Here is an 18,004-nt window from a genome sequence, read left to right on the forward strand (position 1 = left end):
GTGTCGGCGACGCGCCCGAGACGCCGGTGGAGACGCCTGCGGAACGGGCCCCTCCTACGCTCCCGCCCATGGTTCACAGAGCCGAGGACGAGGCCCCTTCGTTTCCCGAACTGCTCCGCTTCAAGCGGGTCCAGGCCGGGCTGACCCAGCGGACCCTCGCCGACCTGTCGACGATCAGCCCGCGCACAATCCGCGCCCTGGAGTCGGGCCGGGTGAACGCCCGGATGCAGACCGTACGGCTGCTCGCGGACGCGCTGAGGCTGGGCGGACTGCCCCGGGAGCTCTTCATCACCGCGGCCCTGGGCGGCCAGCAGCGGGGGCCCGCCGGCGGCGATCCCGGTCTCGCCGTGCCCCGGTCCGTCAACGCCCTCATCGGGCGGGACACCGAAGTACGGGCGATGGCGGGCGGGCTGGAGTCGGACCACCGCCGGATGATCTCCGTGTCCGGGCTTCCCGGGGTGGGGAAGTCGCGGGTGGCTGCGGAGCTGGCGGCGCGGCTCAGTTCGCGCCGCGGGTGGCCGGTGCTGTGGATCGGGTCGGGAACGGTGGCCCTCGACGGTCCCGGCACGGCCTTCGGCCCGGTGACGGCCTCGCTGCGGCTGCTCGTCGAACCGGGTGCGCGTTCAGGTACTCAGTCAGGTGCCCGATCGGGTGCTCAGTCAGGTGCGCAGTCACGTGCGCAGGAGGTCTCCACCGTCTGCCGGCTCATCGGCCGCCGCGAGGTGCTGCTCGTGCTCGACGGGGTCGCCGACGCACGGTGCGGGGTGGGCGTGGAGGAACTGCTGACGCACTGCCCGGGTGTCCGGCTGGTCAGCACCTCGCGTGCGCCGTGGCACGTCGCCGGCGTCCAGGGGACCGTGGTCCCGCCGCTGGCCACGCCGGGGGCCGACTGGGAGGCGACCAGGTCGCTGGAGGCGCTGGCCTCGGTGCCCTCGGTACGGCTGCTGGTCGACCGGCTCGCCGAGGTCCGGCCGGGTTTCGCACTCGGCCGGGACGACGCCGAGGCGGTGGTACGGCTGTGCCGGAGGCTGGACGGGCTGCCCGTCGCCCTGGAGGCGGTGGCCGCGAGGTTCCGGGTGCTTTCGCTGGCGCAGCTGGCGGACGCGCCCGCGGCGGACCTGCTCGATCTGCCGGTCCCGGCGTGGTCGGCGGGTGTTCCCGGGACGGTCGGCTCCATGATCCGGTCCGGGTTCGAGGACCTGGACCCCGCCCGGCGCGCGGTCCTGGAGGAGCTGGTGCGCTTCGAGCGGGCTCCTACGGTCACCGAGGCCGCCGGGGCGTTGGGCCGGCCGCTGACCCAGGTGGTGGACGAGCTGGGCGCGCTGATGGCCTGCGGGCTCGTCCGGGCCTCGCACGAGGAGGCCCGGACGCGCCTGCACCTGCCGAACCTGCTGCGGGCGGCCCTGGCCGCGGGGTGACGGCCGCCCGCCGCACGAACGGCCCGGCGCCCCGGCGGCGGGGGCCCGGCCCGGTCACCCCAAGTGGGCGGCGAGGAACCGCTCGACGGCCTCGTAGTAGGCCTGCCGGTTGGCGGGCCTGGCCAGGCCGTGGCCCTCGTCGGGGAAGAGCAGGTACTCGTACGGGAGCCCCTTGGCCTCCAGCGCCGCGACGAGCTGCTCGGCCTCCGCCCGGGGCACCCGGACGTCGTTGGCACCCTGCACCACGAGGATCGGGATGCGGATCTCGTCGACCCTCGACAGCGGGGACCGCGCCCACAGCATGTCGCGCTCGGTGTCCGGATCTCCGACCTGGGCGTGCATGAACGCCTGCAGCGGGGTCCGCTGGGGCGCGCCGGCCGCCAGCATGGTCAGCAGGTTCGACGGACCGCAGAGGTCGATCGCGCAGCTGAACACCGACGGCGTGAAGGCCGCGCCGACCAGCGCGGCGTAGCCCCCGTACGAGCAGCCCATGATGGCGACCCGGGCCGGGTCCACGCTCCCGTCGGCGACGAGGTGGTCGAGCGCGTCGAGCAGATCGGTCTGCATCGCGGCGCCCCACTGTTTGGCGCCCAGGTTGCGGAAGTGCTTGCCGTAGCCCGTCGAGCCCCGGAAGTTGACCTGTACGCAGGCGTAGCCGCGGTTGGCCAGGAGCTGGGCCTCCTCGTCGAAGGCGAAGGTGTGGCGGGCCCACGGCCCGCCGTGCACGTTGACCACGGCGGGCAGCGCCTTGCGGTCGGCCCCGGGCGGCCAGGTCACGTAGCCGTGCACGGCGACCCCGTCGCGCGCGGTGAACTCGAAGGGCTCCATCCTGGCCAGCCGGTGGCGTTCGAGCTCCGTGTGGTGGCTGAAGAGGTAGCGCAGGGTTCCGTCCGCGCGATCGTGGACGTAGTAGAGGACCGGGCCCGCCCCGGTGACCACCGAGACCGTCCACAGCCGTCCGGAACGGTCGGTGCGGTCGATGTAGATCTCGCCGTCGATGTCCAGGAGGGCGAGTGCGCCGCGGATGCGCCCGATGTCCTCGCCGAACTCCTCGTCGAGGAAGACCCATTCGTCGCGGTCCTTGGCGAACAGCACCGCCTGCGGCCTACGGGTCGCCGGGTCCATCTCGACCTGCTTGACGTCGTACACCGGATCCTCGGCCAGCAGGGTCCGCCGTCCGCTCGCCACGTCCACCGCGTGGAGGCGGTTCGCGTTGGCCCCGAGGGAGGTCAGCAGGTAGCAGGTGGCGCCGTCGCGTGCGAAGCCGATGACGCGCGTGCCCATCGCGTCCTCGTAGGGCACCTCCAGCCACGGGGGCGCGCCCCCGTCGTCCGGCGCGTCCGCGGGGTGGAGGCGGACGGCCATCGAGCCGTCGGGCTTCAGGGCCGTGCCCCCGCGGACCCGCAGGTCGGTGTCGATGATCCAGCTCAGGTATCCGGGGTTCTCGGCGACCTTGGTGAGAGCGCCCGTCGGCAGGTCCAGGCGGTAGACGTCGTGCCGTCCCGGCCGGTCCCTGTCCAGTCCCAGGAGGATGGTCCCGGGGTGCCACCGGTTGTGCGCCAGCACCCGCGCCTGGACCCCGTCGAAGGGGGTGGCGCAGCGTTCCTCGCCGGTGAGGAGGTCGACGAGGTACAGCTTCCAGCTCTCGTCGCCGTTCCCGTCGCGCAGGTAGAACAGCGTGCGGTCGTCGTGGCAGAGCCCGTACGTCCGGATGCCGCGCCCCCGGTCGTGCGTCACGGCCCTGGCCTCGTCCGGCCGGTCCACCGGGGCCGTCCACACGTTCAGGACGCCGTCCTCGGGTGCCAGGTAGAGGAGCCGGGTCCCGTCCGGCGAGATCTCGGGTACGAGGTACGAGGGGTTCCCGAACAGCACGGAGTGCGGAATCGGCGGTACGCCTTCAGTGGCCACGGGTCTCCTCCAGGGCGGGGCTCCGACGCGGACTGCGACGCCCCGAGAACCACCACTCGGCGAGTACGGGGAACTGCGCGACCGCCTCGTCGGTGTCCAGCGGCGGCCTCGCTGCGGCGGACGGTGACGGCACGGGGTGCCGGGACGGGTGGGCCCCGGTCCGCCGGGGCAGCAGGGTCTGCGTGCGGAACAGGTCGGTCATCAGAGCCGGGTTGCCCAGCACGGCCCGGGACATGAGGCCCCGTACCAGCTGCCCGGCGCCCTCCTCGGCGCCGTCTTCGACGTCCTCGGCCGCGGGCCCGCGGTCCTGCTCGGTGGCCATCCACCACGAGGTCTGCGCCACCTCCGCCACGGCGGCCTGCAGTGCGGGGAAGGCGGCGGGGACGGCCCCGGTGCGCTCCAGCTCGCGGTCGATGCGCACGGCGCTGAGCAGGGCGACGGACATTCCGTGGGAGTGGGCGGGGTTGACGGCGACCAGGGCGTCTCCGAGGACCAGGAATCCCTCCGGTCCGGGCGCCCGTTCGAAGTACCTCCGGCGGTTCGCCGTGGCCCGGAACGGGCGTACGGTGCCCAGCGGTTCGGCCTCGGCCAGCAGCTCGGCGACGACCGGTGAGCGCAGCGCGCGGGCGCAGTCGGTGAAGCCCTGCTCGTCGACCGGCGGCGCCGCGGCGCGCGTGCCGGTCAGGGTGACGGTCCACCGGCCGTCCTCCACGGGGAACAGCGTCGCGCCATGACCCGGCCGGCCGTTCTTCGGGTCCGGGTCCGGGGCCGGGTGGACCATGATCGCCGGGATCCGGGCGGCCAGGGCGGCGGGGGCCCGGTAGATCCGGGTGGAGTACGCCAGACCCGGGTCGACCACCTCCTCCTCGACGGCGGGCCCGCCCAGCGCGGCCAGCCAACGGGGGGCCCGCGAGCGGCGGCCCGTCGCATCGACCACGAGGTCGGCGCGGAGGGTCTCGGTGGAGCCGTCCGAGCGCGCGAGGAGGACGCCGGTGACGCGCGAGGCGTCCCCGGCCAGCCCCAGGACCCGGGTGCGCTCGCGCACCGATACCGCGCCCGCGGCCAGCGCCCGCTCGCGGACGACGTGGTCCAGGAGCCACCGGCTGCACGAGATCAGGAAGGCGCCGGTCTCCTGGCGGCGGAACCAGCCTCCCGCGCTCAGGATCAGGGCCTCGTCCGACAGGCCGCGCCGGTGCGCGCCGCGGGCCGCCAGCGCCGCCTGCGTGCCGGGGAGGAGGGTCTCCAGGGCCTCGGCGCCGGCGGTCACCAGTACGTGGCTGTGGAACGCCTGGGGCAGTCCCGGCCGCGGCTCCGGGCCCGCCGGGTACCGGCCGCCTTCGACCACGGTGACCTCGTCGACGTGCCTGGCGAGCACCGTGGCCGCCAGCACTCCCGCGAAGCCTCCGCCGAGGACGACGGCCTTGGTCACGGGCGACCGGCCGGCTGGTCCGAGGTCTCCTCGAGCAGTTCGGCGTCGACCAGGGAGCTGATGAAGGCGTCCACTTCCGCGCGGATGAGTTTGGTCATCACGGGGTTGTGTCCCGCGAACAGCAGCGCCAGCTTCCCGCCGACCTTCTCGCGGTCCTCCTCGCTCTCCACGAGCACCCAGATCTGTGCGGCGGTCGCGTTCAGGGTCCGGAAGTCCCCGGACTCCGTGTGGTAGAGCGAGACGCCGTCCGGGGTCTCCTGCCAGATGACCGCGTCACTGATGTGCAGGGACATCGCCCAGCCTCCTGTTCACCGGCATGATGGGAATGAGTTCGCCGACCTTGATCGCGGGCTGCGGGGTGCGGACGTAGGTCTTCCACTGTTCGTGGACCTCGTGCACCTCGCCGGTCGCGACCATGCGCGGGACCGTCATCTCGAGGTCGCCGAGGGCGAGTTGGGCGCGGGTCACGCCCGTTTCCGTCCACAGCTGCGTCGTGACGCCGTGCCGCAGGATCCGGCACAGGTGCCGGCTGTTGCGGCGCAGGTCCCCGGACTCCGACATGTGCGCGGCCCGGCAGCCGCCGCCGCAGGCGGCCTTGATGTAGCACTTCTCGCAGTCTTCGTGGAACTCCCCGCCGAACACCGTGCTCCGGCGCATCGAGCTCAGGACCGGGCTGTTGAAGATCTCGGAGAGCGGCTGCTTCCTGATGTTGCCGGCGTGGTCCGCCTTGCTGGTGACGAGCTTGCACGGGTAGACGTCGCCGAGGGAGTTGATGTAGATCTCGTGGCCGCCCATGCCGCAGTTGCCCTTGACCGAGCACGGCGAGACCGGCCTGGGCCCGTCCGGCTTCAGCTTGCCGGCGACCGGGGAGGTCCAGACGAGCTGCTGCACCCGCAGGTGGTCCTGCCATCCGAAGTCGTCGTCGTCGCTCGCGCCCCGGCCCAGGTCGTTGTGGTTCATCAGGCGGACGCTGTGGATCTCGATCCCGTCGAGGAACGAGGCGAAGTCCTCCAGCTCGTCGACGTTGTCCGAGGTGACGATGTGGTTGATGGCTGGCTGCACGCCCGCTTCGTTGAGCAGCTGGATGGCCCGGTGGGTCTTGGCGAACGAGCCCTTGCCGCGGGTGCGGTCGTGGGTCTCGGCCGTTCCTCCGTCCAGGCTCACCGTGACGGCGTCGAAGAGCTCGGCGAACCGTTGCGCCGTCGCCGCGTTGCGGATCATCGTCGCGTTGGTGATGACGTTGACCTTCATGCCGCGGCTCTTGGCGTGCTCGACGATCCGGAACAGGTCCTTGCGCAGCATCGGCTCGCCGCCGGTGAAGATCATGGTCTCGGTGCCGAAGTCGGCGAGCTGCGAGACCAGGTCCAGCGACTCGGCGGTGGAGAGCTCGCCCGGGAGGCACTTCTCGGAGGACGCGTAGCAGTACGGGCAGCGCAGGTTGCAGCCGTCGGTGATGGCGTAGTAGGCGACGTTCAGGGGCGGTTCGGAGAGCCGCACCACGGGCCTGTTGCCGTTGTAGTAGACGATCCAGTTCAAGATCAGCTTGGCGAGGGCGCGCTCCGTCCCGCTGTCCGGCTCCAGCACCGGCTGCTCCCCGCGCGCCCGGGCGGCGGCCAGGGCCTGGAGCACCTGGAACTCACGCCCCGTCAGGACGCACCGCGCGGCCACCTCCGGGTTGACCACCAAGTGGTCCTCGCCGTGCACAAAGTACGTCAGGCCCTGCGGCACGTCGAACAACGACAGGTTCCGAACCAGATTCCCGCGCATCCCGCCTCCTCCCTGGGCTGATACGGGCGCAGCCCGACGCGAACGGCCGTCGGACCACGCCCGTGAACGGTCGTACTACTTCTGCGCCTGCCCGGAACCGGACCAAAGGCCGCACGCACACAACATCGCGGCGTCGAAGCCCTCCTTCGTGGCCTCGGGCGAGGACCACTCCTGGGAGTGCGCCGCCACGTCGGGGAGGATCGCCGCGAGGCGGGTCTTGGTGGAGATGAGGACGTGGGTCTCCTCGGCGGTCAAGCTCGAGTAGAACTCTTCGAGCGCGGGCGCCATCGTGCCGCCGATGACGCCTGCGGCACGGAGTGCCTCCAGGGAGTTGAAGGACATGCCTTCCACCTTTCGCAGATTCCGATCGATCGGGGATGCAACCGAGACTGCTCGCGGCGGATCGGCGAAACAACCCCACAAATGTGGGTTGTGCCGGAAGGGCGGCCGGGACATACGCGCGCGGACGAACCGGGGCCTGTCGGCACATTGCCGTCGGCGCCCGGAGGGCGGCCGGGCGTCGCGGACAGACTGCGATCCGACGACGGGCCCCGTCCTCAGGGGGAGTTCAGAGCGGCTTGAACCAGCCACTCAAGGGTGTTGACGATCTCCATGCCGTGCCTCACGCTCATACCACAGCTGTTGTGAAGCTCATGTGAATTACGCGGGGATATCAGCACCGGAGAGACCAACGACACACCCAGTCGGCGGGCCGACCACCCGCCGGAGGACCGAAGAGGTGCGATGAATCCCACAGGCTCCGGCATCGTGCGCATATCCCTGCTGCCAGGCTTTGTCTGCCGCACGGACCAAGGGGTCACCGATCTCAGCGACAGCCAGCAACGCCTCGTGGCGGCCCTGGTGCTCAGCGACCGCCCGATGGGGCGCGGCGAACTCGCCGCCCGGCTGTGGCCCGACGCCCCAACCGCTCGAGCAGGGGCGCGATTACGCCAAACTTTGTGGCGGTTGAACCAAACCACGGCCGGAGCCGTACTGCGGGCCTCGAACACCACGATCACCCTGGCCGACGACGTGGAGGCGGACTACCGGACGGTGTCGGCTCTGGTCTCCGACGTGTCGCGGGCCGACGGAGCGGACCGGGGCAGCGGCGACTGTCCGCCGCACGCGTGGAGTCTGCTCCGCCACCCGCTCCTGTACAGCTGGGACCACGACTGGCTCGTGCCGTTCCAGGAGAAGTGGAAGCTGCAGCGCGTCCAGACGCTCGAGCGACTTGCCGAAACGTTCCTGCGGCACCGGCAGCACTCCGCGGCGCTCGAACTGGCCGACGCGGCGGCCCAGGCCGACCCCCTGCGGGAGGGCCCCCGGCGCATCGCCATCCAATCGTGCCTCTCGGTCGGCGAGGTCGCCGACGCGCACCGCCGGTACCGCCGCTACCGGGAACTCCTCGTATCGGAGCTGGGCGTGGCCCCCAGCGGCGCCATCCCGCAGCTCCTGAGACAGGACCGCGACCGCCAACTCGCCCTGACGACGGAGTACTGACCACCGCGCCGCCGCGGCACCGACCCGCCCGGTGCGGGCACACCGATCCCCGTCGGCAGGCTCTTCCCCGGCCACGGGCTGAGGACCCCCGTACCTCAGCCCGCGGCCGGGAGGCATGAGCTCCCGGTGAACCGCGCCACCCGCACCGGGGAGGCGGTTCGCCGTCCGGGGGGATGTTCCGCCCATGGACAACGGCCTTGCCGAGGAGGCCCGGCGCCGCGAAGGCGCCGCGGTCCCCTCTCCCCCGTGTCCGTCTCGCCCATCAGCATCAGCATTCAGCCGGCTAGACGTGAACCGTCGAGCGATCGAGTGCCTCATCATCTAGTGGGCTAGATGGCTGGATGAAGATACGTCGCCGGACACGGGCCCTGTCAAGGGAACTGACGGGTAATCATGCGATGGCACGGCCAGGGGTACTTTCACGGACGGCCGCCAGCCAGGTAGACGCAATTCGTTGGACAGTGTGGCGGCATCCATCTAGTTCGGTAGACAATGAGGTTGGTCCAGCGGTGGACTACGAGATCCGGCAGTAGACAGGAGCAGTGACGGTGATGGGTGAGAGAACCCCCACCGGCCGCCGATACACCATGGGCGACCGCCTCGGCTTCCTGATCGAGACGATCCACCCGGCGGGCCGCGGCCCGTACACGTACCAGGAGATCGCCGACGGCACGAAGAAGCTGGGCGGCCCCTCCGTTTCGCACGGCACGGTCCAGACGATCCGCCTGAACAACAACCCGAACCCCGGTATCGACTCGATCCGGGCGATCGCCAACTTCTTCGGCGTCACCGTCGGATACCTCGCGGACGGCGAGAACGCCGAAGCGATCGAGCACCGGATCGAGGAGCGGATCGCCCGGCTCCGCGAGGAGATGGACAAGGCGGCGGCCGCCGACGAGTTCGCCCAGGTCCTGGAGGACGAGGAGGTCAAGGCCGCGGCCTTCCGCCTCAGCGGCCTCTCCGCCGGATCCATGCGGTCGGTGACCGGCCTGATCAAGCAGCTCCGAAAGGCCGAAGGCCTTCCGGACGTGAAGCCCAGACGTCGGCGCGGCTAGGCAACCCCTTTCGGATCCTGTCCGTCGGCGCCAAAAGGAACGGCCTAGGAACCTGAGGCGCGAATCAGTCACACGGCCCGCACAAACAAGGGTCTTTCGGTCGGTCGGTACCACCTGTGTCGGCCACACGCGTGCTTCCCGTTACTCTCAAAACCGATCGAGAGTGCGAAGCGGCCGAAAGGCACGGCTGTTGAGCCTCACGCCGGTGGGAGGCGACGCGCGGGGAGGGCGGCTATGCGGTGGTGGAAGCGTGCCGATGCGCAGTGCGCCGCCGTAGCGGACCGACTCGTCATCCCCCAGCCGTTCGACCTCGAGGTCTTCTGCGAGGGCATCGCCGAGCAGCGCGGCCGGCCGCTGATCCTGCTGCCTCTCGACGGTCCGCCAGACCCGGCGCTGCCGTGCGGGATCTGGCTCGGCCTGGAGGTCGCCGACCTCGTCTTCTACGACGCCGTCGCGGCCGAGATCCTCAAGGTGCAGATCGTCCTCCACGAGATCTCCCACATGCTGCTCGGCCATGTCGCCCCCGAACTCGACATCCCGCAACAGCCGTCGGAGGACGAGATCGCCCGCGCCTGCGAACACTTCCAGCGCCTCCTGACCCGTACCCAGACGGCCGTCTCCGGTCTTGACCGGCCCGAGCTTCCGGTGGCCTCGATCATCCGTGCCGAGGCGGCCCGGATCAGGAGCGTGGCCCGGATGACCGAATCGGTCGACGAGGAACTCGGCCTCGACATCGAGCGCCTGGCGCACCTCATGGGGCGGAGCAAGTTCGCCAGCCCGCAGGAGCGACAGGCGGAGACCCTGGCCACGCTCATCCACGAACGCGCCGGCCGCTATACGACGCAGTCGACCTCCAGCGAGGCCGAGGACCGTCTCGCACGCCTCCATGACGCCCTCGGGCACCCCGTCCGAAACACTTGGTCGTGAAGTGAAGCATCTTGAGATCGCCGTCCTGATCATGCTGTGGACGGTGACGGTCTGGCGCCTCCCCTCAGCCGTCCGGACCGCCAAGCAGCGGGCCCTGTGGGCGGCGTTCGCCGCCCTGACCCTCTCCATGACGCTCCGACTCCCCGGGCTGATACGCGACCTGGACGAGTGGGCGGGGGTCAACAACCTCTCCACCCTCGTCAAACACTGGCTGGGCATGATCGCGGCCGGGGCGGTCGTCGAGTTCGTGGTCGCCATCGCCCGGCCGGAGACCAGCCGCCGGCTGCGGGCCCGCCACTACGTGGCCCTGACCGCGATGACGGTCATGGCGGTGCTCTTCCTCTTCTTCGTCCCGCGCCCCCACGAAGCCACCGACTTCTTCGAGGAGAACGCGGGCCACGGCTGGGCGACGGTCTACTACCTCGTCTTCGTCGTCTACCTCGGCACCGCCATGGCCACCGCCACCCGGCTCTTCTGGGGCAGCGCGCGGCACGCCAGTGCCCGATGGCTGCGGACCGGCGTACGCCTCATGGGCATCGGAACCGCCGTCGGAGTCCTCTACACCCTCGTACGGGCCGGGTACATGACGAGCCGCCTGGTGGGCCTCACGGACGCCACCGGCGACGTGGCCGTCGACAACGCCACCGACGCCCTGAAGTACGTGGCGATCGGCTTCATCCTCGTCGGAAGCAGCATCCCCGCCTTCGGCGTGGCCTGGCGGACCGTCCAGGACGGCCGTCACCACCGGCTGCTCCAGCCGCTCTGGCAGGACCTGACCGCGGTCACCCCCGACATCGTCCTCAAGGCGGGACTCCTGCGCAGCCCGCGCCTTCGGCTGTACCGGCGGGTGATCGAGATCCGCGACGCGGCCCTGGCCCTCGACTCCTACGCCGCCGGCGACGTCCGCGAGCGAGCGCGGACGACGGCGCTGCAAGCGGGCTTCGACCCCGGGACGAGCCCGGCCGCCGAAGCCCTCTGGATGCGGGCGGCGCGCGAAACCAAGGGGCGCGGCGCCCCGCCCGTCGCGAGCGCCCGCAAGCCGGGCACCGAGGGGATCGACGACCTCGACTTCACCACCGAGGTGCACAGGCTCATCCAGCTCGCCCGGATCTACCACTCGCCGTTGGCGGACGGCTTCCTCGACTCGACCGCGCGGGAGACCACGGCGTGACGCCGACGACCTCGACCACTACTACGACCTCGGCCACCCGGCCCGACGGGTCCAGGACCGCACGTCGGCTCACCGACGGGCTCGATCCCAAGACCTGGATCATCGCCGACACCCTCCTCATCGGCTGGCACACCGGCCGCCTCGCCGGGATCGGATGGGGGCTCCTCGGCTGCCTGTTCGCCGCGTTCCTTCCACTGGCGTTCATCAAGCGGGGCATCCGCCGCGGTCGCTGGACCGACCGGCACGCCGGTCAGCGGCACCAGCGCATCATCGTGCTGGCCTTCGTCATCGCCTCGGTCACCACCGGCATCCTGCTGCTGTGGGCCTTCGGCGCCCCCCGGACCATGATCGCGCTGATCGCGGCCATGCTGGCCACCGTCGCGGCCCTCCTCGCGGTGACCCCGGCCTGGAAGATCAGCGTGCACGCGGCCGTGTCGAGCGGAAGCGTCGCCATGCTCGCCATGACCTACGGGCCCTGGGCGCTCCTCACGTACCCCTTGGTCGCGGCCGTCGGCTGGTCCCGGGTGGAGCTGAAGGACCACACCCTCGCCCAGGTCCTCGCGGGCGCGGCCGTGGGCGCGGCCGTAGCGGCGGGCACCTTCGGGCTGGTCCGGTAGCGGACCGCCACCGATGCCCCGGCCAGGGGGACCCCGAGGTCGGCCTCCACGGCGGCAGCGGTACCGTCGACCTGCTCGTGGACATCGCGGGCTACTTCGTCGAGTGAACCGGGTTCCGAAGGCGGGGGTCTCCCGGACACGGTCCAGGAGGCCCCCGCCGGGCTGTCCGGCCGCTTGATCCAGGGGCGGGGAAAAGAGCATGAGCAAGAACGACAGCCACGAAGACAGCGGCAGACCGGCCGTCTCCGAAGAGGAGTGGGCCCGGTTCATGGAGCAGGCCGCCGCGGGCTCGGGAGAGGCTCCCAAGGAGCCTTCCGCGCGGGCCCGGATGGTCACCGAGCGGCTGCGCCTCGAGGACGAGCAGCGCGCCAAGGCGGCGAAGAAGCGCCGGGGCAGAGGCGCCCCGGCCGAGCCGCCGGGCTGGCGTACGGGTCCGGCCTGGCAGGAGATGGAAGGCCGGGGGAAGACCAAGCGGCGGCTCAAGGCCACAGCGGCCATCGTCTTCGTCGCGGCCCTCGCGCTGATCGCCATCCGGCCCGAGCTGGTCATCGACAAGGTGACCGGCAAGGCCGCGCAGGACGCCAAGTCCCGTCAGCCGCTGCCCGCCGAGACCGCGGCGCCGAGCAGCGCGCCCTCCCCGGTCCACCCCGACCAGCCGACCCTCCAGGACCCCTTCAAGGGGTCTCCGGCCCTGCAGTGGGCCGACGGGGCGGCCGGGATCGAGCTTCCGCAGGCCCAGGCCGTCGGCGCCGTGTCCAAGGAGAAGGTCGCCGACGCGCTGGAGAAGGCCAAGCAGTTCCTCGTAGCCGCCAACCTGGAGCCCGCGACCCTGTCCGGGCAGCGGCCGACGGCTGCGCTGGCGCTGCTCGATCCGAAGATGGAGGAGTACAAGGCCGAGATCGAGGAGGGCCTGAGCCGGCCTTCGGAGGAGAAGGACCCGCTCGTCCTCTTCAGCAGGGTCGACCCCGCCCAGATCAAGCTCGTGGGTGACGTGGTCAAGGTCCGCGGCCGGATGTGGGTGGAAGCCGGCAGCAAGGCCGGGCAGGTGGCCGTGAAGGCGGACTACACCTTCGTCTACCCGTTCGTGAAGGCGAAGCCGGGCTCGCAGCAGGTCGAACGGACCGTCGTGCGGCGCGAGATCACCTTCTCCATCGCCGATCCGCGCAAGTGGGATTCGACCGCCGGCACCCTGTGGGTCGAGTCGGTCCACCAGAACATCGGCAACAGCGCCTGCGACTCCCACGACGGCTTCCTCCACCCGGGTTTCGACGATGACGCGCCCACCGGGCCGACCCCGTCCGGGACTCCGGTGGACCCGTACGACCGCACGGGAACGCTGGCCGACGAGACGGAGAAGGGCTGCAGGATGGTGTCGCGTTCCTGACCCTCGGGCATCGCAGCCGCGCCGGGGACCTGCGTCGGCCCTTTCGCACGGCCGTGACATGCCGCTCCTCGGCGTAATGGGGGTTGCGGGCCCTTCGGCGGCCGCACGCTGTCCTAGGCCGCACGCTCTCCTCGTCGGCCGCGGCACGCCCGGCGGCGGCGGAACGACGAAGAGGGAAGAAGCGCGGATGAGCGACAGCGTGGACCCCGTCCGGCCGCGGCGCGCCGACCGGGTCCGCGAGATCGTTGCCGCGGAGGGACCCGTGGCCGCCCGCATCGTGGTCACCGTCGCGGTCGCCTGGCAGGTCGCGCTGTGGCTGGGCGCCGAACAGCCGCCGGTCTACGCGGCGATCGTTCCGCTGCTCGGCCTGCGCAGCGACCCCATGACCGCCGTGGGGACCTCGCTGCAGCGGGTGCTGGGCGTGGTCGCCGGTGTGCTGCTCGGGATGGCGGTCATGAGCGCACTGCAGCTCTCGACGGCCACGCTGGCCCTGATGATGGCCCTCGCCCTGGGGCTCGGCATGGCCCTGCGGGCCGGCGGAGGGCTCAACATCCAGGTGGCGGTCTCCGCCCTGCTGGTCTTCGCCAGCGACTCCCCCGACTCCTACGCCTTCCACCGGGTCTGGGAGACCGGGGCCGGGGCGGTGGTCACCATCCTGCTGGCCCCGCTGCTGTGGCCCCCCAACCCGGTCCGCGTGCTGTCCCGCATCGCCGAGGACTGCCGCACGCACCTCGTGCACGCCCTCAGGGGCACGGTGGCGGTCCTGGGGGCCGATCCCGCCGCCGCACGCGACAACCTGACGCTCGTGGGCTCCCACACGAAGGCGGTGCGGGCCGCGGCCACCGAGGCCCGGCAGGCCGAACAGGCCATCAGGTTCAATCCCCTGCACCGGCGCGACCGCGATGCCGTACGGCTGCTGGCCCGAGCGATCGCCACCGCCGACACCCTCACCATCCACGTGTCGACCCTGGCCCGGGAGGCCGCCGCGTTCAGCGGCAGGGAGGACCTCGCCCCCGTCCTGGCCCGGTCCCGGGAGCGGCTGCCCGCCGTGGTGTCCGCCACCGTACGGGCCATCGGACAGACCCTGGGCGGGGAGGACCCCCGGGCTGCGGTGACCGCGGCCCGCGCCGAGCTGGCCGGCTACGTTCGCGAGGACCCCCAACCGGCGGCCGTGGCCCTGCGGCGCCCGTTCCAGCTGATCCTGGACGACCTGGAGCCGCCGCCCCTGCCGGGCGGCTGACCTCCGGTCTCCGGCTCAGGCACCGCCCAGTGCGTCGCGCTGCATCCGGTGGGCGATGGCGCGGCGTACGGACGCGGACTCGGGAGGGGCGGTGTCGGCTCGCGGAGGGAGGTCGAGCCCGCGGCCGATCCGGTCGTACGCGGCCTGCGTGCCATCGGGCAGTTCCGCCCGGTGGCTCCGCAGGTCCGCTTCGACGAGGCGCCGCAGCTCGTCCACGGTCCGCGGCGTGAACCGCTTCTTCCCCCGGGTGAGCGCGCTGACGTGGCCGGCGCAGCCGGCGGCCTCGCCGAGGGTCTCCGAGACCGCCTCGGCGAGGCCCCACAGCCGTCCTTCGAGCCAGGGGACGTCGTACTGATCGAGGGAGAGCCCCATCGCAGGCCGCGGGGCGTCGGCCCTGTGCTTCGCCATCTGCTTGGACACGGCCGGCTGGCTCATGCCGGTGAGTTGCGCGATGCGTTCCTGGGTCCAGCCGAGATCCGCCAACACCTTGATCATTTCGGCGCGCAGGCCGCGCATCTCCTCGCCCGCGCGGATCACCTCGTTCATACCGGCGAGCATCCGCCCGGCCTGTTCATCGGTCAGGGTTCCGGAGGTCCGGTCCGCACTCTCTTCACCAGCCATAACCCTGTTATACAGCACGGCACCGCCACTCATAACCTGGTTGTACAACCAGGTTATGAGTGGCAGGATCCACGCCATGCCCACCTTCTCCGCCCCTGACGGCACCCAGCTCTCCTACCGCGTGACCGGCCACGGCGACCCCGTCGTCTGCGTCCCGGGAGGCCCCGCGGACTCCCAGTACCTCGGCGACCTCGGAGGCCTGTCCGCGCACCACCGGCTGATCGTGCCGGACCTTCGCGGCACCGGCCGGTCGGCGGTTCCCGAGGACCCCTCTTCCTACCGCTGCGATCGCCTGGTCGAGGACGTCGAGGCGCTGCGCGAGCACCTCGGCCTCCCCCGGATGGACCTGCTCGGCCACTCCGCCGGGACGAACATCGCGGCGCAGTACGCGGCCCGGTACCCGGAGAGGATCGGCAGGCTCGCCCTGATCGGCCCCGGAGGCCGGGCCGTCGGCGTCACGGTCCCCGCGGAGGCCCGGCGGGAAGCCGCACGGCTCCGGCGCGACGAGCCGTGGTTCCCGACGGCCTTCGCCGCCCTGCGGGCGATCACCGAAGGCTCGGGCAGCGACTGGGAAGCCGTCGCCCCCTTCCTCTACGGCCGATGGGATGCCGCCGCCCGGCGCCACCACGCGTCCGGCCGGCCGGAGAATCCGCAAGCCGTGGCCCTCTTCGCCGCCGAGGGCGCCTTCACCCCGGAGGCCACCCGCGCGGCGCTCTCCGCCTGCGGGGCGCCCGTCCTGCTGCTCACCGGAGAGTTCGACCTCAACAGCCCGCCGGCGGCCGCGGCCGAGTTCGCAGACGTGTTCCCCGACGCCACGCTCGTGGTGCAACCTGGAGGGGGCCACTACCCGTGGATCGACGACCCCGACCTGTTCGCGGCGACCACGACGGCATTCCTGCGCGGCTGAGCGCGTCCGTGCGATCGCCCAAGAAAAAATTCACACATGCGATGACCGCCCTCGAAGTGGCGGAATCCCACCCCTCATCCTGTCCGGTTTGAACACGCGACCGCGCCTCTCGCAGGCGGGTTGCCCGGGTACGACGGAGGGCGGAACCGCGACCCACCTTTCGTGCGACTCTACAAGAGGGGCCAGCTGACCAGGCAATTCCTTTATGGGTTCGGTGACTTTCCCCGGCGCGTCGTGGCGGATGTACTTGCGCTTATCCGGATTAACAGCGCGTGAACGAGACCTTGAAGGGACAGTGGAGGTTTCCTGATGTCCGTCCAGACTCCTCCCGCCCGCACCTCGGCAGCACCGGAACACGCTGTCGGCGCCCCGTCGCGCCGATCTCCCGCGAATGTCGCCGACCGAGCCGGGCTCGAGGCGGCACCCGCGGATCCCCACTTGTTGACCCGAACCCTCTGCCCCTGCGGGACTCCGCACGAGCAGAACCTTCGGGGAGTCCCCACCGTTTGTCATAGAGGAGAGACCATGACCGCGCACACCCAGGAGAAGAGCATGCAGGAGCTCGAGCGCACCTGGATGGACGAGGCCATCGGCCTTGCCACCACCAGTGTCAAGAACGGCGGCGGCCCGTTCGGCGCACTGATCGCCAAGGACGGCGAAATCGTCGCGATCGGGAACAACAACGTCACCTCTCACCTGGACCCGACGGCTCACGGCGAGGTAACCGCGATCCGCGCCGCCTGCCAGAAGCTGGGCACCTTCTCCCTCGAAGGCTGCGTCCTGGTCACCTCGTGCGAGCCGTGCCCGATGTGTCTCTCCTCCGCGCTGTGGGCCCGGGTCGACCGGATCATCTTCGCCGCGGACCGCGATGACGCCGCGGTGGCCGGCTTCGACGACCGCAAGTTCTACGACCTGTTCGAGACCCGGCCCTCGGAGCAGTGGCCGGTGCAGATCGAGCGGGTCGAGATGCCGAACCGCAACGCGCCGTTCGAGGCGTGGCTCGCCAAGACGGACCGCATCGACTACTGACCACAACCGCTCGCATGAGCGGCTTGGGGGACTGCCTTCGCGCAGTCCCCCTTTTTTCGTGCCCCGATCCCGACCCTCGGTCCCGACTCCGGACCCCGATCCCGACTCCGGACCCCGATCTCCGATCCCGATGCCGGATCCCCGTCCCGGAGATGCCAAAAAGGTGCCCCGCATGCGTCTCCTCGCATGCGGGGCACCCTTGTCGATCCGGGCGTACCGGTCAGTCACCCTCGGCTTCGAAGGTGCGCAGCAGGTCGCCGGCGACGCTCACGGCGATCGTGGCGGGTTCCTTGCCGGTGATGTCGGCCAGCCCGATCGGCGTCTTGATCCGATCGATGGTGGCGTCGTCGTGGCCGCCCTCGGTCGACAGCCGCTTGCGGAACCTCACCCACTTGGCCGCCGACCCGATCAGCCCGATGGAGCCGAGATGGGTCGTGCGCAGGGCGGCGTCGCACAGCGCGGCGTCCTCGGCATGATCGTGGGTCATGATCAGGATGTGGGTGCCGCGCGGCAGCTCCTCCAGCACCTCCTCGGGCAGCAGCGGCGTGTGGTGCACGTGCACCTGCGCCACCGCGTCCGAGAGCACGTCGAGCCGCTCCTTGGTGAGCATGTCGGCGCGCGTGTCGATCAGGTGGAGATCGAGGTCCTGACGCGCCAGGATGCGCGCCAGTTCAAGCCCGACGTGTCCCACACCGAACACCGCCACGGCCCGTACCACCGGCAGGGGCTCGAGCAGCACCGAGACCGTTCCGCCGCAGCACTGGACGCCGTGCTGGTTGGTCACTTTGTCGTTCAAGGCGAAATCCATCAGTTCCGGTTCGGCCTTGGACGCCTCGATCATCTCCCGGGCCCGGTCGATCGCGACGGCCTCTACGTTGCCCCCGCCGATCGAGCCCCAGGTCTCGCCCTGCCCCACCACCAGCTTCGCGCCGGCGTCGCGCGGGGCATGGCCGCGCACGGTCGCGACGGTCACCAGCACGCCGAACTCCCGACGTGCCCGCAACCGCGCGACCGCGGCGACCCACGTCATG

At 71.3% G+C, this 18,004-nt stretch carries 17 protein-coding genes; 10 read left to right on the forward strand and 7 right to left on the reverse strand.

The genetic code is table 11. The features are described 5' to 3' along the window. The first annotated feature begins 68 nt into the window (after window positions 1-68). Complete coding sequence (locus tag AC3IYJ_RS03510; protein WP_489399866.1) at window positions 69-1,418, forward strand: helix-turn-helix domain-containing protein; 1,350 nt, start codon at window positions 69-71, stop codon at window positions 1,416-1,418. 54 nt (window positions 1,419-1,472) lie between these two features. On the opposite strand, the gene AC3IYJ_RS03515 is transcribed toward AC3IYJ_RS03510, so the two are convergent. From AC3IYJ_RS03515 to AC3IYJ_RS03535, 5 genes are all read right to left on the reverse strand, one after another. Further along, window positions 1,473-3,326: a S9 family peptidase gene (locus AC3IYJ_RS03515; RefSeq protein WP_489399867.1), complete on the reverse strand. Its 1,854-nt coding sequence runs from the start codon at window positions 3,324-3,326 to the stop codon at window positions 1,473-1,475. Next, window positions 3,316-4,755, reverse strand: coding sequence for an NAD(P)/FAD-dependent oxidoreductase (locus AC3IYJ_RS03520; protein WP_489399868.1), 1,440 nt, complete (start codon window positions 4,753-4,755; stop codon window positions 3,316-3,318). The genes AC3IYJ_RS03515 and AC3IYJ_RS03520 overlap by 11 nt, the downstream gene beginning before the upstream one ends. Further along, the gene (locus tag AC3IYJ_RS03525) at window positions 4,752-5,048 is read right to left on the reverse strand and encodes a PqqD family protein (RefSeq protein WP_489399869.1); all 297 of its coding nucleotides are present in this window, start codon (window positions 5,046-5,048) and stop codon (window positions 4,752-4,754) included. Before AC3IYJ_RS03525 ends, AC3IYJ_RS03520 begins: the two co-directional genes overlap by 4 nt. Next, the gene (stsB, locus tag AC3IYJ_RS03530; protein WP_489399870.1) at window positions 5,029-6,522 is read right to left on the reverse strand and encodes a StsB family radical SAM/SPASM domain sactipeptide maturase; all 1,494 of its coding nucleotides are present in this window, start codon (window positions 6,520-6,522) and stop codon (window positions 5,029-5,031) included. The genes AC3IYJ_RS03525 and stsB overlap by 20 nt, the downstream gene beginning before the upstream one ends. Window positions 6,523-6,597: 75 nt before the next feature. Then, the gene (locus tag AC3IYJ_RS03535; RefSeq protein ID WP_489399871.1) at window positions 6,598-6,864 is read right to left on the reverse strand and encodes a StsA-related sactipeptide RiPP; all 267 of its coding nucleotides are present in this window, start codon (window positions 6,862-6,864) and stop codon (window positions 6,598-6,600) included. A 624-nt stretch (window positions 6,865-7,488) separates the two neighbouring features. On the opposite strand from AC3IYJ_RS03535, the gene AC3IYJ_RS03540 reads away from it, so the two are divergent. From AC3IYJ_RS03540 to AC3IYJ_RS03570, 7 genes are all read left to right on the forward strand, one after another. After that, a complete protein-coding gene (locus AC3IYJ_RS03540) occupies window positions 7,489-8,022 on the forward strand; it encodes an AfsR/SARP family transcriptional regulator (RefSeq protein WP_489399872.1) in 534 nt (177 codons plus the stop codon). Window positions 8,023-8,573: 551 nt separating this feature from the next. Then, a complete protein-coding gene (locus AC3IYJ_RS03545) occupies window positions 8,574-9,077 on the forward strand; it encodes an XRE family transcriptional regulator (protein WP_489399873.1) in 504 nt (167 codons plus the stop codon). A gap of 234 nt (window positions 9,078-9,311) precedes the next feature. Beyond that, the gene (locus tag AC3IYJ_RS03550) at window positions 9,312-10,004 is read left to right on the forward strand and encodes a hypothetical protein (RefSeq protein WP_489399874.1); all 693 of its coding nucleotides are present in this window, start codon (window positions 9,312-9,314) and stop codon (window positions 10,002-10,004) included. 1 nt (window position 10,005) lies between these two features. Next, window positions 10,006-11,175, forward strand: a complete 1,170-nt coding sequence (locus tag AC3IYJ_RS03555) for an MAB_1171c family putative transporter (RefSeq protein WP_489399875.1) — start codon at window positions 10,006-10,008, stop codon at window positions 11,173-11,175. Continuing rightward, window positions 11,172-11,792, forward strand: a complete 621-nt coding sequence (locus AC3IYJ_RS03560) for a hypothetical protein (RefSeq protein WP_489399876.1) — start codon at window positions 11,172-11,174, stop codon at window positions 11,790-11,792. Before AC3IYJ_RS03555 ends, AC3IYJ_RS03560 begins: the two co-directional genes overlap by 4 nt. Before the next feature lie 199 nt (window positions 11,793-11,991). Further along, complete coding sequence (locus AC3IYJ_RS03565) at window positions 11,992-13,176, forward strand: hypothetical protein (RefSeq protein WP_489399877.1); 1,185 nt, start codon at window positions 11,992-11,994, stop codon at window positions 13,174-13,176. Between the two features lie 187 nt (window positions 13,177-13,363). Next, a complete protein-coding gene (locus AC3IYJ_RS03570; RefSeq protein WP_489399878.1) occupies window positions 13,364-14,416 on the forward strand; it encodes an FUSC family protein in 1,053 nt (350 codons plus the stop codon). Window positions 14,417-14,431: 15 nt separating this feature from the next. Here AC3IYJ_RS03570 and AC3IYJ_RS03575 read toward each other — a convergent pair whose 3' ends face one another. After that, window positions 14,432-15,037 (reverse strand): sigma-70 family RNA polymerase sigma factor, encoded by a 606-nt coding sequence (locus tag AC3IYJ_RS03575; RefSeq protein WP_489399879.1) that lies wholly within the window; start codon window positions 15,035-15,037, stop codon window positions 14,432-14,434. Window positions 15,038-15,113: 76 nt separating this feature from the next. Between AC3IYJ_RS03575 and AC3IYJ_RS03580 the strand changes: the two genes are divergently transcribed. Beyond that, window positions 15,114-15,944, forward strand: a complete 831-nt coding sequence (locus AC3IYJ_RS03580) for an alpha/beta fold hydrolase (RefSeq protein WP_489402675.1) — start codon at window positions 15,114-15,116, stop codon at window positions 15,942-15,944. Between the two features lie 525 nt (window positions 15,945-16,469). Next, entirely contained in the window at window positions 16,470-16,973 is a 504-nt protein-coding gene (locus AC3IYJ_RS03585; RefSeq protein ID WP_489399880.1) for a nucleoside deaminase, read from the forward strand. Between the two features lie 220 nt (window positions 16,974-17,193). Here the strand turns inward: AC3IYJ_RS03585 and xdhC are convergent, their stop codons facing one another. Continuing rightward, window positions 17,194-18,003 carry a xanthine dehydrogenase accessory protein XdhC gene (gene xdhC / locus AC3IYJ_RS03590; protein ID WP_489399881.1) on the reverse strand — a complete coding sequence of 270 codons (810 nt, stop codon included), beginning with the start codon at window positions 18,001-18,003 and terminating at the stop codon, window positions 17,194-17,196. Window position 18,004: the final 1 nt, after the last annotated feature.

The organism is Streptomyces sp. GL_140, from assembly GCF_057834465.1.

Bases quoted from the DNA above. Each gene is read 5' to 3' on its own strand.
- AC3IYJ_RS03510 (WP_489399866.1), top strand. From the start codon at position 69: ATGGTTCACAGAGCCGAGGACGAGGCCCCTTCGTTTCCCGAACTGCTC.
- AC3IYJ_RS03525 (WP_489399869.1), bottom strand. From the start codon at position 5,048: ATGTCCCTGCACATCAGTGACGCGGTCATCTGGCAGGAGACCCCGGAC.
- stsB (WP_489399870.1), bottom strand. From the start codon at position 6,522: ATGCGCGGGAATCTGGTTCGGAACCTGTCGTTGTTCGACGTGCCGCAG.
- AC3IYJ_RS03535 (WP_489399871.1), bottom strand. From the start codon at position 6,864: ATGTCCTTCAACTCCCTGGAGGCACTCCGTGCCGCAGGCGTCATCGGC.
- AC3IYJ_RS03545 (WP_489399873.1), top strand. From the start codon at position 8,574: ATGGGTGAGAGAACCCCCACCGGCCGCCGATACACCATGGGCGACCGC.
- AC3IYJ_RS03550 (WP_489399874.1), top strand. From the start codon at position 9,312: ATGCGGTGGTGGAAGCGTGCCGATGCGCAGTGCGCCGCCGTAGCGGAC.
- AC3IYJ_RS03565 (WP_489399877.1), top strand. From the start codon at position 11,992: ATGAGCAAGAACGACAGCCACGAAGACAGCGGCAGACCGGCCGTCTCC.
- AC3IYJ_RS03570 (WP_489399878.1), top strand. From the start codon at position 13,364: ATGAGCGACAGCGTGGACCCCGTCCGGCCGCGGCGCGCCGACCGGGTC.
- AC3IYJ_RS03575 (WP_489399879.1), bottom strand. From the start codon at position 15,037: ATGGCTGGTGAAGAGAGTGCGGACCGGACCTCCGGAACCCTGACCGAT.
- AC3IYJ_RS03580 (WP_489402675.1), top strand. From the start codon at position 15,114: ATGCCCACCTTCTCCGCCCCTGACGGCACCCAGCTCTCCTACCGCGTG.
- AC3IYJ_RS03585 (WP_489399880.1), top strand. From the start codon at position 16,470: ATGACCGCGCACACCCAGGAGAAGAGCATGCAGGAGCTCGAGCGCACC.
- xdhC (WP_489399881.1), bottom strand. From the start codon at position 18,003: ATGACGTGGGTCGCCGCGGTCGCGCGGTTGCGGGCACGTCGGGAGTTC.